Raw genomic sequence first — 15894 nt, 5'->3', positions numbered from 1 at the left:
GACTGCGACTCCGATGAGGCACGGCGTACGGATCGGCATCGATCCGGGCGATGCCCGGATCGGAGTGGCGAGGAGCGACCCGACGGGCTTCCTGGCGACGCCGGTGGAGACCGTCAAGCGCGGCCGAGGTGACCTGCAGCGGATCAAGGACATCGCCGCTGAGATCGCCGAGGAATCGACCCTGCTCGAGGTCGTGGTCGGCTTGCCGCGGTCGCTCAAGGGCGGGGAGAACCCGGCCACGGAGAAGGTCCGGGCTTTCGCCGCCCAGTTGGCTCGTCGGCTGCCGGTGCCCGTACGCCTGGTCGACGAGCGGCTCACCACAGTGAGTGCGGAGTCGATGCTGCGCGACATGGGCCGCAAAGGACAAGACCGCAGATCCGTCGTGGATCAGGCTGCGGCTGTCATGATCCTTCAGCATGCGCTGGATACGGAACGTACGTCCGGGCGTGCGCCCGGAGAGTTGGTGGACAATGAATAACAAGCGGATCTCGGCCCTGGCGGGCTGCGTCCTCGCCCTCGGCGTACTCACTGCGTGCGGTGGTGCCCCGGACTTCTCGGGCGCCGGCCACGGCGACGTGGTCGTCCAGGTGCACGCCGGGGACACGGCGGCCAAGATCGGCAACACACTGAAAGCCGCTGGCGTGGTGAAGTCGGTGGACGCGTTCGTGGCCGCCGCCGCCAAGGACCCGAAGGCTGCAGGCATCCAGCCGGGGATCTATCACCTCAAGCTGGAGATGTCTTCCGACGCTGCGCTGGCCGTGCTGGACGACCCGGACAAGCGGATCCGCAACGGCGTCACGGTCATCGAGGGATCCCGACTCTCGACCGTGATCGACGCCATCGTGTCGAAGACCAAGATCACCCGCTCAGCTCTCGAAGCGGCGCTCAAGCACCCGGAGACGCTGGGGCTCCCGGCGTACGCCCACAACGATGTCGAGGGCTTCCTCTTCCCGGCCACGTACGACGTCACGCCGAAGGAGACCGCGACCGAACTGCTGCAGCAGATGGTCGCCAAGGCCGTGTCCGTGCAGGAATCGCTCGGCATCACCCAGGCCGCGGCGAAGCTGGGCATGACCCCCGAACAGGTCGTGACGATGGCCAGCCTGCTGCAATGGGAGGGCAAGCGCTCGCACGATCTCCCGAAGATCGCCCGGGTGTTCTACAACCGTTTGGCCAAGCCGATGCGGCTGCAGTCGGACGCGACGGTGGCGTACGCCAACGGCTCGACGGGCACCGTCTGGTCGACCCAGGCGCAACTCGACAATCCGTCCCCGTACAACACCTACGTGCACGACGGTCTGCCGCCAGGCCCGATCGGCTCCCCGGGTGAGGAGGCGCTGAGCGTCGCGCTCAATCCGGCGGACGGTCCGTGGCTCTACTTCGTCCCGGTCAACCTCGACACCGGCGAGACCGTCTTCAGCACCACGTTGGCCGAGCACAACGCGGCGGTCAACCAGCTGCGGGCCTGGTGCGCGTCGACCACGTCTCCGAATTGCCACTGATGACCGACGCGATCTCTGCCGACTACATCTGCGCGGTGCTCGGGGACCCGATCGAGCACTCACAGTCGCCGACGCTGCACAACGCGGCGTACGCAGCGCTCGGCCTGAACTGGACCTATGGCCGGCATCTGGTGCCAGCAGGAGGCCTGGCTGCATTCCTGGCGACGTGTGGCCCTGACGTACGCGGGCTGTCGCTGACCATGCCCCTCAAGCGGGAGGCGCTTCCGCTGGTGGCCTCGATGTCCCCGCGGGCGCGTACAGCCGGTGCGATCAACACCTTGGTACGCACTTCGTACGGCTGGGCCGGTGACAACACCGACCTCCCCGGGGCGGTGGCCGCCATCAGGGAGCGGTCCTCGCACCCGATCGTGCATGCGGCGATCCTGGGCGCGGGTGCTACCGCGGCCTCGATTGGCCTTGCTGTCGCCGAGCTCGGAGCCGAGCACATCTCGATCCTGGCCCGGCACGCCGAACGGGCAGGGGAGACGGTATCGGTGCTCGACGACCAGTACCACCGCGTCGGCGTCTCGGTGGATCCGATCGAGACCGTCCTGGAGAACGTCGACATCCTGATCTCCACGATCCCGGCGGCCGCTCAGACGCCCGACCTCGTGGCGCGGTACAAGGACATCCCGATCATCTTCGACGCGATCTACGACCCTTGGCCGACGCCGCTCGCGTCCGCGGCGACCGGAGCTGTAGTGAGTGGGCATGACCTGCTGATTCATCAGGCTGCGTTGCAGTTCGAGTTGTTCACCGGTCAGGTGGCGCCGATGGAGGCGATGCGGGCTTCGCTCGAGCCGGCTGTCTTAGAGGACCTGATCGAGGCGCCCGCCGGATGAACTGGCCCGCCCTGGAGTTGGCGCAGTTGGTGACGTTGGTCATCGGAGCGATCGCCATTCCGCCGGTCGTGCAGCGACTTCCCGAGCCGCCACCGGTGGAGCTCCCTCCGGAAGGATCGGCGGAGGAAACCTCGCTGCACCGGATGTTGCGTGACGAGGGGCTGTCCGAGACGTACGTCGAGCTCGCTGTCCGGCTTCGACGCGGATGGTGGGCGGTGTGGCCACTCCTAGCTCTGACGACCCTGGCTTGGCACGTCATCCCTGAACGCGTCGGTTGGGTCGCCATGGTCGTGGCGCCGGTGTGTGCGTTGTTGGTCGTCGTCGACTGGCGCCGTCGTCTCCTGCCTCGGATCGTCGTCCGCCCGCTCACCGCAGTCATCGTCCTGCTCGCGCTGATCGACTGGCTTGTCCGTCGCAACACCGATGACCTGATCCGTGAGCTCTGTGGTGGCGCCATCGCCTGGCTGATCTTCGGGCTGCTGTGGTTCATCCGCCGCGCGGGAATGGGCCTGGGAGACGTACGTCTCGCCCTGCCGCTCGGGATACTCATGGCTGCGGTCGGTTGGAACGCCTGGCTCATCGGCCTCTACGCGGGATTCGTCGGGTTCGCGGTGTTTGGCGTCGGCCTGATGGTCATCCGGCGCGATCGCGGGATCCTCAAGAAGGCGTACCCGTTCGGACCGTTCATGATCGCGGGGGCGTACGCCGGTATGGCGCTCGCTCCGCACTTGCGTGTCATCCCCTGAGCGGCCGTGCTGGCACCGTGGACGCGGTACCGGAGTGACGGACGAGGAATGGGAGAATGGCGCCCATGTTGCGTTGGCTTACGGCTGGTGAGTCCCACGGTCCTGAGTTGACCGCGATCCTGGAGGGGCTGCCCGCTCACGTCCAGATCACGACCGACGACATCGCCGACTCGCTCGCGCGTCGTCGGCTCGGCTACGGCCGCGGTGCCCGGATGGCCTTTGAGCAGGACGTCGTGACGATCACCGGTGGCGTACGCCACGGCGTCACCCAGGGCGGCCCGATCGCCCTGAACGTCGGCAACTCCGAGTGGCCGAAGTGGGAGACCGTGATGTCGGTCGACCCGGTCGACCCGTCCCTGCTCAAGGAGACCGGCCGCAACGCCAAGCTCACCCGTCCGCGCCCGGGCCATGCCGACCTGGTCGGAATGCAGAAGTACGACTTCGACGAGGCTCGTCCGATCCTCGAGCGTGCCTCTGCCCGCGAGACCGCAGCGCGGGTCGCGCTCGGTCGCGTCGCCAGCAACTTCCTCCAGCAGGTCCTGGGCGCCGAAATCGTCAGCCACGTGATCGAGCTCGGCGGCGTACGCACCACCAGCCGCGACGTGCCGACTCCTCCCGACACCGCGCGACTGGACGCGGACCCGGTGCGGTGCCTCGACGCCGAGTCGGCGGCCGCGATGGTCGCCCGCATCGATCAGGCGCACAAGGACGGCGACACACTCGGCGGCGTCGTCGAGGTCGTGGTCTACGGACTGCCGCCCGGGCTCGGGTCGCACGTGCACTGGGATCGGCGCCTCGACGCTCGTCTGGCCGCGGCGATGATGGGCATCCAGGCCATCAAGGGTGTCGAGATCGGCGACGGCTTCGAGCTCGCCGCCACCCCGGGCAGCCTGGCGCACGACGAGATCGTCAAGGACGACACCGGAGCGATCCGGCGTACGTCCGGACGCGCCGGCGGCACCGAGGGCGGCATGTCGACCGGCGAGGTTCTGCGCGTACGCGCCGCGATGAAGCCGATCGCGACCGTCCCGCGGGCCCTGCGGACGATCGATGTCGCGACCGGCGAAGAAGCAGTGGCGCATCACCAGCGCTCCGACGTCTGTGCGGTTCCGGCGGCGGGCATCGTGGCCGAGGCGATGGTCGCGCTCGTGCTGGCCGACGCCGTGGTCGAGAAGTTCGGTGGCGACTCGGTCGGTGAGACCAGGCGCAACGTCGAGTCCTACCTGGCGAACCTCGCGTACTGATGCCCCCGAAGGTGATCCTGGTCGGTCCCATGGGGGCGGGGAAGTCGACGGTCGGTCAGCGGTTGGCGCACCGGCTCGGTGTGACGTTCCGCGACACCGATGCCGACATCGCCCATCTGGCGGGCAAGTCGGTCCAGGACATCTTCGTCGAGGACGGCGAGTCGGCCTTCCGTGCGATGGAGCGGGACGCGGTTGCCTCGGCGATCAGCGATCACGACGGCATCCTGTCCCTCGGCGGCGGAGCGATTCTCGATCCGGCCACCCGGGAGCACCTGGACGGTCAGACGGTGGTGTTCCTCAACGTCGGCCTCGCCGACGCCGTGAAGCGTGTTGGTCTGGGCCACGGACGCCCGTTGCTGGTGGGCAACGTCCGCGCCACGATCAAGAAACTGTTGGACGAGCGTGCTCCGATCTACAACGCTGTAGCGACGTACGTCGTCGAGACCGACGGCCGCGACACGGGCTCGGTCGTCGCCGAGATCGAAGCACTGCTGGTTGACCCAGCACCCAAGGGAGACAACGCATGACCAGCATCCAGCGCCGGATCCCGGTCGGCACCGCGTACGAGGTGCTCGTGGGTCGCGATCTGGCCTCCGTGCTGCCCTCGATCCTGGGCGAGGCCGTCCAGCGGGTTGCGTTCATCTACCCCGAGCCGCTTGAGGCGCTCACTCCGCCGGTCATCGACGTACTCAGTGAGCGTTACGACGTCGTCCAGTTGGCACTCCCCGACGGCGAGGATGCCAAGACGCTCGAGGTCTGTGGTGCGGTCTGGGAGGCACTCGGCGAGGCCGGATTCACCCGGTCAGACGCAGTGGTCACCTTCGGTGGAGGTGCGACGACCGATGTCGGTGGTTTCATCGCCGCCGCCTGGCTGCGGGGCGTACGCGTCGTGCACCTGCCGACCACCCTGTTGGCCATGGTCGACGCTGCCGTCGGCGGGAAGACGGGGATCAACACCGGCGCTGGCAAGAACCTCGTCGGAGCGTTCCACGAGCCTGCAGCGGTGCTCTGCGACCTCGACTTCCTGCGTACGCTCCCGGCCGCCGAACTGGTCGCCGGTCTTGGCGAGGTGGTCAAGTGCGGCTTCATCGCCGACGAGCGCATCCTCGAGCTTGTCGAGCAGGCGCCGGTCGGCTCGCTCACGGCCGACTCTCCGGTGCTCGCCGAACTGGTCGAGCGGGCCATCCAGGTGAAGGCCGACGTCGTCGCCGCCGACCTGAAGGAGACCGGCGGAGCCGACGGCCACCCCGGCCGCGAAGCTCTCAACTACGGACACACGCTGGCGCACGCGATCGAGAAGCGTGAGAACTACCGGATCCGCCACGGCGAGGCGGTCGCGATCGGGTGCGTGTACGCTGCTGAACTCGCCCTCCGGGCGGGTCTGCTCGATGCCAGTACGGTGCAGCGCCACCGCGACACCTTCGGTCGTGCAGGCCTGCCGACGTCGTACCCGGGTGCCTCGTTCGACGACCTCATCGGAGCGATGCGGGTGGACAAGAAGACCCGCGGTTCGGTGCTGCGCTTCCTGGTCCTGACCAAGGTGGGCAACCCCGTGATCCTGCGTGGCCCGACGGATGAGGACCTTCGCGCGGCGTACGCGGCGGTGTCGGCATGACCAGCAAGGTCCTCGTCCTCAACGGCCCCAATCTCGGTCGGCTCGGCAAGCGCCAGCCGGAGATCTACGGCTCCACCACGTACGCGGAGCTTGCCGCGCTGTGCGTGACCTGGGGGAGCACCCTCGGTCTCGACGTCGAGGTGCGGCAGACGAACCATGAGGGCGAACTGCTCGACTGGCTCAACACCGCCGCGGACGACGCCACCCCGGTGGTGCTCAACGCTGCGGCGTGGACGCACTACTCGTACGCGCTCTTCGACGCGTGTGCGCAACTGACGGCGCCGCTGGTCGAGGTCCACATCAGTGCTCCCTCGAAGCGGCCGGAGGAGTTCCGGCACACGTCGGTGGTGAGCCCGCATGCGGTGCTCGTCATCGAGGGCGAGGGCGTCGACGGCTACCGCCGCGCACTCGAATTCATCGCCGCCGGCTAGACCGGGCGACCTGCGGCCGCGGGAGTTCGTCGCTCGGCGCACATGCGCGCGCGAGCGCGGCATGTGACCTCGCTCCTCACACCCTCCAGCCAGCCTTTCGGAGGCGCGCCAGCCCGCGCGACCGGGCCATGCGTACGTTCGCCCGGCTGATCCCGAGGATCGCGGCAGTTGTGGCCACGTCGAGGTCGACGACGTCGATGCAGGCGATCACCTCACCTTCACGTGCGGGCAGCTGCGCGATCGCCTCGCGTACGAGTTCGTCGTGCTCGATCCTCAGCGTGTGATCGATCAGATCGATCTGCTCGGGGAGGTCCGCGGTGGCGTACGTGGCCCGGCGGGCGGCCTTGCGTACGGCATTCATCAGATGGTTGCGTGCCACGGTGAACAGCCACGCCGGAAAGGCGTCGTCGTCCTCGTCGAAATCAGCAATCCTGGACGCCGCCAGCGTCCAGGATTCCATCGCGAGGTCCTCGTGATCGAGGCTCGGATCACTGAGGGGCGTCTTGCGCAGCCACAGCAACAGACGCCCGGCATGAGCGTCGTAGAGCTCTCGCCAGGCGTCTGGATCTCCCTCTCGTGCTCGAGCAACCGTCGAGGTGTCAGCCTTCGCCGGTCTCATCACGGGGTCGATGTACCCGCCGTTCCGGCGGATTTCCGCCACGGGGACATGTCGTCGTCGGCCCCGGAGGGCGTCGCCTTGTCAGGGTTGTGGGCCCCGTGGTTGCCGGCGTCGTGCTTGCCCGGATGACCGAGGGCCCTGCCGGTCTTGGGGTGACCACGGCCGACGATCTTGCCGTGAGGATGGGTTGGCCGGGGACTGCGGACGGCTGCGCCAGCCGCAGCAGCGGTGGCGTCGGCCGCGGTCGCCGCGACCTCGGTGATCGAGGCATCCACCGGGACCGCAGGAGCGGCCGGTCGGATCTCGCTGTGGAGTGCTGCCTGACCCGCGTACGCCACGCTTCCGGAGGCGGCGATGGTGGCGATGGCAGCGAGGGGAACCCTCCACCCCGAGCGGCGCACCCGAGAAGTGCCGCTCGGGGCGGACGCCCGAGCAAGGGCAGCCAGATGCTCACCGAGGGCGACGTCGGCAACGAGCCGAGGCGCCTCCAGGTGCAGTGGGCTGAACTTGGTCGAAGTCACAGGGTCATTCTCCATTGATCACTGACCGAAGTCAGTCGCCATTGCCGTGCGAATGGTGCTTCGCGTGCTCCGGCGGGTGTTGGTCGGGCTTGTGCAGCGTTGCCCTGGGCGCGATCGTCGGCACGTATACCTGGATCGCAGGAGCGCTCGGCGACGCCACCCGAGAAGGCGTCGTCCAACTCACCACAGGAGTCTGGGCCTGCGGACTGGCAGCACCAGCCACGTACGCCCCGCCGATGATGCCCACCAGGAGAGCTGCCGCACCGGCGGCGACTTTCATGTTGAGAGGGGAAACCACGGTGAAACTCCTGAAACTCCGTGAAGGTGGCTCGAGCCACCTTCACCCGCTACTTGTCACCGCCCAGGCGGTTCGCAACGCGCTTCCGAAATCTTTTTTTGCACCCCGCGACGGCTAGACTCGCGCGCTGATCCACCCGACCTTCCAACAACAGGAGCTGGCGCGACATGGCGAGCACGAATGACCTCAAGAACGGCATGGTCCTCAACATCGACGGCCAGCTCTGGCAGGTCGTGGAGTTCCAGCACGTCAAGCCGGGCAAGGGCCCCGCGTTCGTGCGTACGAAGCTGAAGAACGTCGAGTCGGGCAAGAACGTCGACAAGACGTTCAACGCCGGCACCAAGGTCGAGGTCGAGACAGTCGACAAGCGCACCTGGCAGTACCTCTACAACGACGGCCAGAACTACGTCTTCATGGACGGCGGCACGTTCGAGCAGCTCGAGGTCGCGCCTGAGCAGGTCGGCGACGCCGCCAACTTCATGCTCGAGAACCTCGACGTCATCATCGCGATGAACAACGGTCGGGTCCTCTACGTCGAGCTCCCGGCCTCGGTCGAGCTCGTGATCAGCTACACCGAGCCGGGTGTCATGGGTGACTCGGCGACCGGCCGTACGAAGCCGGCGACACTCGAGACGGGCGCGGAGATCCAGGTGCCGCTGTTCATCGAGAACGGCGAGAAGATCAAGGTCGACACCCGCGACGGTGGCTCGTACCTCAGCCGAGTCAAGAGCTGATCAAGCACTGTGATCACCGCCCGTACGAAGGCGCGCAAGCGAGCTCTCGACATCCTCTTCGCCGCTGAGGCCCAGGGGATTGCGGCGACCGATCTCCTGGATGAGCGGATCGCGGCTGGCGATCTGGCCAACCCGTACACGGCGGACCTGGTCCGTGGGGTCGCAGCTCATGCGACCCGTATCGACGAACTGCTCGCCGAGTACAGCCGCGACTGGCCGCTGGAGCGGATGCCGGCGGTGGACCGCAACGTCCTGCGTCTGGGCGTCTTCGAGCTGCTCGCCGGCCCGGAGGATGTTCCGTCCCACGTCGCGATCTCCGAGGCTGTGGAACTGTCCCAGGCGCTGTCGACGGACGAGTCGCCGCAGTTCGTGAACGGTGTCCTCGGCGCGATCGAGAAGGACCGCCCCTCCCTCGATTGACACGCCGGGTGAACGGCTGATGTACAGCATGTTGCTGACAGGAACGTGTTCTCGTTTTAGGGTACGGGAGTGAAACTCACCCGTCGTGACCTCTTTCGTGGTGCCCTGGCCGCCTCTGCCGTAGCGGGAGTGGGTGTGGCCGCTGAGGGCGCGTTCGCCCCTGCCAGTGCCGCTGTGCCGATCAACACAGGCGGGACGTCGCTCGCGCGTACGTATCGCAAGGGAGCGGCCGGCGCGGGCGGGTACCGCCCCGTGATCGTCGCGGCCGGAGAGCCGCACGTCGTCCGGACCGAGTTCGTCGCGTCGCCCGGAACCAACCGCGCGGCCCAGCGCAAGGGGATCCTCGCGTGGGCGCAGCTCTCTGACGTGCACATCGTCGATGCGCAGTCCCCGATGCGAGTCGAGTGGGCAGACCGTTATGACGACACCGCCGCACCCGGCGACCCCACCACCGGATTGACCTCGTCGGCGTACCGGGCGCACGAAATGCTCGGCTCCCACGTCGCCGACGCCATGGTCCGCGCGATCAATGCGGTGGCGAGCGGACCGGTCAGCGGTTTGCCGTTGGCGTTCGCGATCCAGACCGGCGACAACGCCGACAACGCCCAGTTCAACGAGACCCGCTGGAACATCGACGTCCTCGGGGGCAAGAAGGTCCTCACGCCGGACTCCGGCGACCTGAGCAGGTGGGAGGGTGTCGCTGACAACGACTTCCTGACGTACGACCAGCACTACTGGCACCCCGACAACCCGCCGCTGCTGCGCGCCGCGGACATCGCGAAGACCACGTACGGCTTCCCGACCGTGCCCGGCCTGCTGGACGCGGCCCGTCGCCCGTTCGTACCGGCGGGTCTGCAGATGCCGTGGTATTCGGTCTTCGGCAACCACGACGGCGGCGTCCAGGGGAACTTCCCGCCGGGGACGCTGGGCGCAGGGATGAGTGCCGTCGCCACCGGCAACCTCAAGATCATCGACGTGCCGCCGGGGATGAGCCAGGCGGATGTCCTGGGTGCGCTTCGGTCGAACCCGCTGGACCTGCTCAACAGCCTGGCGCTGACCACGGCCGTACGCGTGGTCTCGGCCGACCCGAACCGACGGGTCCTGACGCGAGCCGAGATCGTCAACGAGCACTTCACCACGACGGGTATGCCGGTCGGCCACGGCTACACCACCACCAACCGCTCGGCGGGGACCGCGTACTACACGTTCGTCAACGGCGGCGTGCAGTTCATCGTCCTCGACACGGTCAATCCCAACGGCTACGCCGACGGTTCGCTCGACCAGGCTCAGTTCGACTGGCTGACCGCCCAACTCGCGGCGCCGCAGGCCGGCATGGTCGTGATCGCCAGCCACCACACCAGCGAGACGATGGGCAACCCGCTCGTCGCCACCGGTGGGGACATCTCGCCGCGAGTCCAGGGGCCCGCTGTGGTCACGTTGTTGCAGCAGCACCGCGAGGTCGTGGCCTGGATCAACGGTCACACCCACGAGAACCACGTGTGGGCCCGGCCCGGCGGAGCGCGTGGCTTCTGGGAGATCAACACCGCCTCGCACGTCGACTTCCCGCAGCAGGCCCGCCTGCTGGAGATCGTCGACAACCGCGACGGCACGCTCTCGATCTTCGCCACGGTCCTCGACCACGCCGGCCCGGCCTCCTACGGGGGCAAGACCGACACCACCGTGGCGCTGGCCTCGCTCTCGCGAGAGCTCAGCGCGAACGACTGGCAGTCGCGCACCCTGACCCGCGAGGGCCAGACCGCTGACCGCAACGTGGAACTGGTGATCCAGGCGCCGTAGAGCACTCGGGACTCGCGCGTGGGTCGTCACACCCGTACCATGTGACCCGTAAGACATTCCTTTAATGAGCCGTCCTGTGAGGCGGAGAAGGAGGTCGGGCTGACGATGGCTTCTGCATCGGACGGCCGGGTCGTGCTGGACGCCGGAGACATTTCCCGCGCGCTGACCCGCATCTCGCACGAGATCCTGGAACACAACAAGGGTGCGTCGGACCTGATCCTGCTCGGATTGCAGACGCGCGGCGTACCGCTCGCGAAACGACTGGCGGCGAAGATTGAGGCCGTCGAAGGGCATCCGGTCGCGGTCGGCTCCCTCGACATCACGATGTATCGCGACGATATAAAGTCGCAACCTACCCGTGCACCCCACAAGACCTCGGTACCCGGCTCGATCGATGGCAAGACCGTCGTTCTCGTCGATGACGTGCTGTTCTCCGGACGGACGATCCGTGCGGCGCTGGACGCGCTGTCGGACCTCGGCCGTCCTGCGGTCGTACGCCTGGCGGTGCTGGTCGATCGCGGCCACCGCGAACTCCCGATCCGTGCCGACCACGTCGGCAAGAATCTGCCGACAGCGCGGTCGGAGCGCGTACGCCTGAAGTTGATCGAGACCGATGGCGAGGACGAGGTCCGCCTGGAGAGTGTGCCGACCGGGGCCGCGCCGCACGAGACCGTGGGGGAGACCGAGTGAAGAACCTGCTGAGCATCGACGACGTCAGCCTCCAGGAGGTCGAGAGGATCTTCTCGACCGCGGCCGAGATGCACGACGTGCAGGCCCGCGAGGTCAAGAAGTTGCCGGCGCTGCGTGGGCGTACGGTCATCAACCTGTTCTTCGAGGACTCGACGCGTACGCGCTCCTCCTTCGAGATCGCGGGCAAGTGGCTTTCGGCCGATGTGATCAACCTGTCGGCGAAGGGTTCCTCCACCTCCAAGGGGGAGAGCCTGCGCGACACCGCGCTCACCGTGACGTCGATGGGCATCGACGGCCTGGTCATCAGGCATCCGGCCTCGGGTGCTCCTGCACAGGTCGCGGCCTGGACTGGTGTCCCGGTCATCAACGCAGGTGATGGCACCCATGAGCATCCGACCCAGGCCCTCCTGGATGCGTACGCGCTCACGCGCAAGCTCGGCTCGCTCGAGGGCAAGCACGTGGCGATCGTCGGGGACCTGACCCACTCGCGCGTGTTCCGCTCGAACATCAAGTTGCTCGCGAAACTCGGCGCGAGGGTGACCGTCGTGGCTCCGCCGACCTTGATGCCCAGTGGCGTCGGTCCCTGGTCCGCGCATGATGGTTTCGCCACGTCGTACGACCTCGACGCGGTGCTGCCCGAGGCCGACGCGGTGATGATGCTGCGCGTCCAGAAGGAACGGATGAGCGGCGGCTACTTCCCGAGTGCGCGCGAGTACGCGGTCACGTACGGTCTGACGCGGTCGCGGCTCGACCTGCTCAAGCCCGGGACCCCGATCCTGCACCCCGGCCCGATGAACCGCGGTCTGGAGATCTCGCCGGAGGCGGCCGACGCCGCCGACAGCCTGATCCTGGAGCAGGTCTCGGCCGGAGTCGCGGTCCGGATGGCCGTTCTGTACCACCTGCTGGCTGGGGAGGCCGAAGCATGACAACGTCCACCAACGGCGTGCTGTTGATCAAGGGTGCCAAGGTCCTCGGTGGAGAGACCGCAGACGTCCTCGTCACCGATGGCTTGATCACCTCTGTCGGTCGCGCAGCGTCGGAGGCAGGTGCCGAGACCACGGTGGACGCTGACGGCCTGGTGCTGCTGCCTGGCTTCGTCGACCTGCACACCCACCTGCGGGAGCCGGGTCGTGAGGATGCCGAGACGATCGCCACGGGCTCCGCTGCCGCGGCAGCCGGGGGATTCACCGCGGTGCTCGCCATGGCCAACACCAGCCCGGTCACCGACACGGCTGAAGCCGCCGAACGGGTCCACGACCTCGGTCGAGCGGTGGGTCTTGTCGATGTCCAGCCGGTGGGCGCGGTCACTCGCGGTCTCGAGGGCGCCGAGCTGGCCGAGCTCGGCCTGATGGCGCGCTCACGCGCGGGCGTACGCGTCTTCTCCGACGACGGCAAATGTGTCGGCGACGCACGCGTGATGCGCCGTGCCCTGGAGTATGTGAAGGCCTTCGGGGGAGTCATCTCCCAGCACAGCCAGGACCCGTCGTTGGCCCCGCACGCCTCGTGCTGCCACGAGGGTGAACTCTCCGGACGGCTCGGCCTGCCCGGGTGGCCGTCGGTCGCTGAAGAGGTGATCGTCGCGCGCGACGTCATGCTCGCGCGTCACACCGGGTCCCGGGTCCATGTCGCACACGTCTCGACGGCCGGGTCCGTGGAGGTCATCCGCTGGGCCAAGGCCCAGGGGATCAGCGTCACCGCCGAGGTGACCCCGCACCACCTCCTGCTGACCACCGATCTGCTCACTTCGTACGACCCGACGTTCAAGGTCAACCCGCCACTGCGTCCCCAGGAGGACGTCGAGGCGCTTCGCGAAGCCCTCGCCGACGGCACGATCGATGCGGTCGCCACCGACCACGCCCCGCACGCCCGCCACGACAAGGAGCACGCGTTCGTCGACGCCGCGTTCGGCATGATCGGTCTGGAGACCGCACTGCCTGTCGTCTGGACCGTGTTGGGCGAGCGTCTCGGGTGGGACGGGGTCGCTCGAGTGATGTCGACCAACCCGGCCGGGATCGCAGGACTGGCCGGGCACGGGCGCCCGATCGCGGTCGGCGAGCCGGCCAACTTCACGCTGGTCGATCCGACCGCCGTGTGGACCGTCGATCGTGACCTGTCCCTGTCGCTGTCGCGCAACAACCCGTGGCACGGACGCACGTTGCACGGTGCGATCCATTCGACGTACCTGCGCGGCACGCAGACGTACCTCGGCTGACGTGGACATTCTGGGAAACCTCGTCGGTGGTCTGATCAACTTCATCCTCGGGCTGTTCGTGGACTCGGTCGTCACTGATGCCACGCTGAGCTGGCGTCAGCGGCGCCTGGTCAAGAAACTTCGTAAGGGGCACTCGGTTGTTGTCGGAGGTTCACTGACGGGCTGGACTGACCCTTGGGCGGAGCTGATTGAGCTGGAAGGTGCCCGCGTCTGGACCGTCAACAGATACCGTCTGGGTGACCCCCGAGCCGAGGTCCCGGTTGCGTCGGCGGCGTCGATCGAGCTCGTCCGGCACGAATTCGGCCGAGGGGTGCGGGTGGTCTGGTCGAACGCGTCGGTCGAGTTCACCTCACAAGACCTCAGCGTCATCCTCGAAGCAGCGAAGACCTGGGGTCCCCCACTGGTCGAGGTCGACGAATGAGCATCGATGACGTCATCGTCACCGAGCGTCTGACGCTCCCACTGTGGAATGCGGCAGACGTACGCGCGATTCGGGGTCAATCTCCGCTGCGCCAGCCGGGCTGGCACGCCGACTTCCCGCGCAAGGACGACGTCGACGCGGCGTCGATGTGGCGGGAAGGCGATCCGTGGGGCCCGCGGTCGATCGTCCGCGGGGTGACTGTGCTCGGCTCGATCGGGTTCTTCGGGCCGCCAGAAGACGTCGACGGCGTATCGGAAGTAGAGATCGGGTTCGGGCTGGTTCGCGAGGCCTGGGGCTGGGGGTTCGCGACGGAGGCCGTCAAGGCGTTGGTCGACACCGCAGAGGCGGAGGACGTACGCGTCCGCGCGTCAGTCGAGCCGACGAATGCCGCGTCGCTGAGGGTGCTGGCCAAAGCCGGGTTCACCCAGTTGTTGCGCGCCACCGACGATGGCCATCTGGTGATGGCCAGGAACGCTCCGCAAGCCTGACGACCGCCGGACACACTGTCAGTACTGCGTGCCGCCGATGTGAGGCACCGGTCGAGGTTGCGGAGCGCAGGGATCATGTGCACATGAGCCGTCCTCACCGGCCGCTGTACGGAGCCCTGAGTCCGGCGATCGTGGCGGCCCAATTCAGGCGCTGAAGGATGCTCTGCTGGAGCTCCTGGCTCGCGGGTCGGGTGATCCGATCCGAATCATCGGTGCCGACGACGCCGAACCGATACGTCACCTTGAGCTTGGTCAGGCCTTCGCTCCTGGCGGAGGCGAGGCAGTCGTCGTGGTACGTGGCGCAAGTTGGCCCCAGCTTCAGCCAGCGCTGGAGGTTGGCTCGTTCGGCGGCGCTGTAGTGGGTCGCGTCGACATCAAGTCGCACGTTGATTCCTGCCGACCGGGTCCGCTCGGGATCGTGCTGCTGGTCGAAGAGGAAGTTGCCCATGCCGTAGACGATCAGGCGCCCCTTGTAGGCCTCTGAGGTCTGCACCCAGTGGGGGTGGTCATCGATCACGGCGTCGGCACCGGCATCGATCATCGAGTGGTACAGGTTCGTCTTCAGTTGGTCCGGCTTCGGGTCGTACTCTGTCCCGCCGTGCGGCATCGCGATGGTGGGCATCAGGGCCGCGTACTTCGTCATCAACGCGACCGACTCGGGCGAGGGGATCCTGAAGACCCAGGCGTAGCCACACAGGGCGATGGGGAGGCTCCCGGTCGTGGTCGTGTGATCGGTCATGCGGACCTTCACCGGGAGAGCCACCACCTCGCAGATGTCGTTGAGCCTGCGCGGGTCCGGGTCACCCCAATACTGAATGCCGGCGGAGCCGAGGCGTCGGCGGGTCTCCTCGACCCCAGGGTCGCCCTGGTTCCCCGAGTGGTTGTTGGCCAGGCTGAAGGCGGTGAACCAGTGTGCGGCTTCCTTCAAGTAGGCCGGGTTGCAGTTGAACGTCAACGTGGCTTCCTCCTGGGCAGCGGTCAGGTTGAGCCCCGCCACCGTGGGGCATTCCAGGCCCGTGAACCACGCGTCGTACCGCTTTCGGTTGAACTCGTTGAGTCGAGAGAACGGATACGCATAGCGCAGGGGACTCGCTTGAGACCACTCATTGATGTGCCGACCGAAGTAGGTGTTGCCGAAGAACATGGTGTTCGCCGTGACGGAGCTGATGGCAGCCGTGGCGCCCGTCGATGTCGTGACCGGCGGCCTCGTCGAGTCGGCCTTCGGTGCGATGCCGCAGCCTGCGGTGAGGAGGCTGGAGGCGGCCACGGCGAGTGCCGTCAGCGCGGCCCTGTCCGCGAATGCCTTCATGTCCG

Annotated in this window: 20 protein-coding genes; 16 read left to right on the top strand and 4 right to left on the bottom strand. The window is 67.5% G+C overall.

The window, feature by feature from the left end; all coding sequences use genetic code 11:
- Nucleotides 1-13: 13 nt before the first annotated feature.
- From ruvX to KCTC_RS02965, 8 genes are all read left to right on the top strand, one after another.
- The gene (gene ruvX / locus KCTC_RS03000; protein WP_125566630.1) at nt 14-478 is read left to right on the top strand and encodes a Holliday junction resolvase RuvX; all 465 of its coding nucleotides are present in this window, start codon (nt 14-16) and stop codon (nt 476-478) included.
- Nucleotides 471-1502: an endolytic transglycosylase MltG gene (mltG, locus tag KCTC_RS02995; RefSeq protein ID WP_164512447.1), complete on the top strand. Its 1032-nt coding sequence runs from the start codon at nt 471-473 to the stop codon at nt 1500-1502. Before ruvX ends, mltG begins: the two co-directional genes overlap by 8 nt.
- Nucleotides 1502-2344 carry a shikimate dehydrogenase gene (locus KCTC_RS02990; protein ID WP_125566626.1) on the top strand — a complete coding sequence of 281 codons (843 nt, stop codon included), beginning with the start codon at nt 1502-1504 and terminating at the stop codon, nt 2342-2344. The genes mltG and KCTC_RS02990 overlap by 1 nt, the downstream gene beginning before the upstream one ends.
- Entirely contained in the window at nt 2341-3090 is a 750-nt protein-coding gene (locus KCTC_RS02985) for a prepilin peptidase (RefSeq protein ID WP_125566625.1), read from the top strand. Before KCTC_RS02990 ends, KCTC_RS02985 begins: the two co-directional genes overlap by 4 nt.
- Nucleotides 3091-3155: 65 nt before the next feature.
- Entirely contained in the window at nt 3156-4334 is a 1179-nt protein-coding gene (gene aroC, locus KCTC_RS02980; protein WP_125566623.1) for a chorismate synthase, read from the top strand.
- Nucleotides 4334-4861, top strand: a complete 528-nt coding sequence (locus KCTC_RS02975; RefSeq protein ID WP_125566621.1) for a shikimate kinase — start codon at nt 4334-4336, stop codon at nt 4859-4861. Before aroC ends, KCTC_RS02975 begins: the two co-directional genes overlap by 1 nt.
- Nucleotides 4858-5949 (top strand): 3-dehydroquinate synthase, encoded by a 1092-nt coding sequence (gene aroB / locus KCTC_RS02970; protein ID WP_125566619.1) that lies wholly within the window; start codon nt 4858-4860, stop codon nt 5947-5949. The genes KCTC_RS02975 and aroB overlap by 4 nt, the downstream gene beginning before the upstream one ends.
- Nucleotides 5946-6380, top strand: a complete 435-nt coding sequence (locus tag KCTC_RS02965; RefSeq protein WP_125566617.1) for a type II 3-dehydroquinate dehydratase — start codon at nt 5946-5948, stop codon at nt 6378-6380. The genes aroB and KCTC_RS02965 overlap by 4 nt, the downstream gene beginning before the upstream one ends.
- Before the next feature lie 76 nt (nt 6381-6456).
- On the opposite strand, the gene KCTC_RS02960 is transcribed toward KCTC_RS02965, so the two are convergent.
- The 3 genes from KCTC_RS02960 to KCTC_RS02950 are packed head-to-tail and all read right to left on the bottom strand — an operon-like array spanning nt 6457 to nt 7818.
- A complete protein-coding gene (locus tag KCTC_RS02960; RefSeq protein WP_231998881.1) occupies nt 6457-6999 on the bottom strand; it encodes an RNA polymerase sigma factor in 543 nt (180 codons plus the stop codon).
- Nucleotides 6999-7520 carry a hypothetical protein gene (locus KCTC_RS02955; protein ID WP_125566613.1) on the bottom strand — a complete coding sequence of 174 codons (522 nt, stop codon included), beginning with the start codon at nt 7518-7520 and terminating at the stop codon, nt 6999-7001. Before KCTC_RS02955 ends, KCTC_RS02960 begins: the two co-directional genes overlap by 1 nt.
- A gap of 31 nt (nt 7521-7551) precedes the next feature.
- The gene (locus KCTC_RS02950; protein WP_125566611.1) at nt 7552-7818 is read right to left on the bottom strand and encodes a hypothetical protein; all 267 of its coding nucleotides are present in this window, start codon (nt 7816-7818) and stop codon (nt 7552-7554) included.
- 167 nt (nt 7819-7985) lie between these two features.
- On the opposite strand from KCTC_RS02950, the gene efp reads away from it, so the two are divergent.
- From efp to KCTC_RS02910, 8 genes are all read left to right on the top strand, one after another.
- Nucleotides 7986-8552, top strand: coding sequence for an elongation factor P (gene efp / locus KCTC_RS02945; RefSeq protein WP_125566609.1), 567 nt, complete (start codon nt 7986-7988; stop codon nt 8550-8552).
- 9 nt (nt 8553-8561) lie between these two features.
- The gene (gene nusB / locus KCTC_RS02940; protein WP_331852196.1) at nt 8562-8972 is read left to right on the top strand and encodes a transcription antitermination factor NusB; all 411 of its coding nucleotides are present in this window, start codon (nt 8562-8564) and stop codon (nt 8970-8972) included.
- Nucleotides 8973-9041: 69 nt separating this feature from the next.
- On the top strand, nt 9042-10769 hold the full coding sequence (locus tag KCTC_RS02935; RefSeq protein WP_125566607.1) for a TIGR03767 family metallophosphoesterase: 1728 nt from the start codon (nt 9042-9044) through the stop codon (nt 10767-10769).
- A gap of 99 nt (nt 10770-10868) precedes the next feature.
- Complete coding sequence (gene pyrR / locus KCTC_RS02930; RefSeq protein WP_456299593.1) at nt 10869-11459, top strand: bifunctional pyr operon transcriptional regulator/uracil phosphoribosyltransferase PyrR; 591 nt, start codon at nt 10869-10871, stop codon at nt 11457-11459.
- On the top strand, nt 11456-12385 hold the full coding sequence (locus KCTC_RS02925; protein WP_125566603.1) for an aspartate carbamoyltransferase catalytic subunit: 930 nt from the start codon (nt 11456-11458) through the stop codon (nt 12383-12385). The genes pyrR and KCTC_RS02925 overlap by 4 nt, the downstream gene beginning before the upstream one ends.
- Nucleotides 12382-13671, top strand: a complete 1290-nt coding sequence (locus KCTC_RS02920; protein WP_125566601.1) for a dihydroorotase — start codon at nt 12382-12384, stop codon at nt 13669-13671. Before KCTC_RS02925 ends, KCTC_RS02920 begins: the two co-directional genes overlap by 4 nt.
- A 1-nt stretch (nt 13672) precedes the next feature.
- Nucleotides 13673-14092, top strand: coding sequence for a hypothetical protein (locus tag KCTC_RS02915; RefSeq protein ID WP_125566599.1), 420 nt, complete (start codon nt 13673-13675; stop codon nt 14090-14092).
- Complete coding sequence (locus KCTC_RS02910) at nt 14089-14580, top strand: GNAT family N-acetyltransferase (RefSeq protein ID WP_125566597.1); 492 nt, start codon at nt 14089-14091, stop codon at nt 14578-14580. The genes KCTC_RS02915 and KCTC_RS02910 overlap by 4 nt, the downstream gene beginning before the upstream one ends.
- Before the next feature lie 94 nt (nt 14581-14674).
- Here KCTC_RS02910 and KCTC_RS02905 read toward each other — a convergent pair whose 3' ends face one another.
- Nucleotides 14675-15889, bottom strand: a complete 1215-nt coding sequence (locus KCTC_RS02905) for a CapA family protein (protein WP_125566595.1) — start codon at nt 15887-15889, stop codon at nt 14675-14677.
- Between the last annotated feature and the right edge of the window lie 5 nt (nt 15890-15894).

It is taken from the genome of Nocardioides baekrokdamisoli, assembly GCF_003945325.1.
Lineage (GTDB): Bacteria > Actinomycetota > Actinomycetes > Propionibacteriales > Nocardioidaceae > Nocardioides > Nocardioides baekrokdamisoli.
This window is presented reverse-complemented; position numbering and strand designations above follow the sequence as displayed.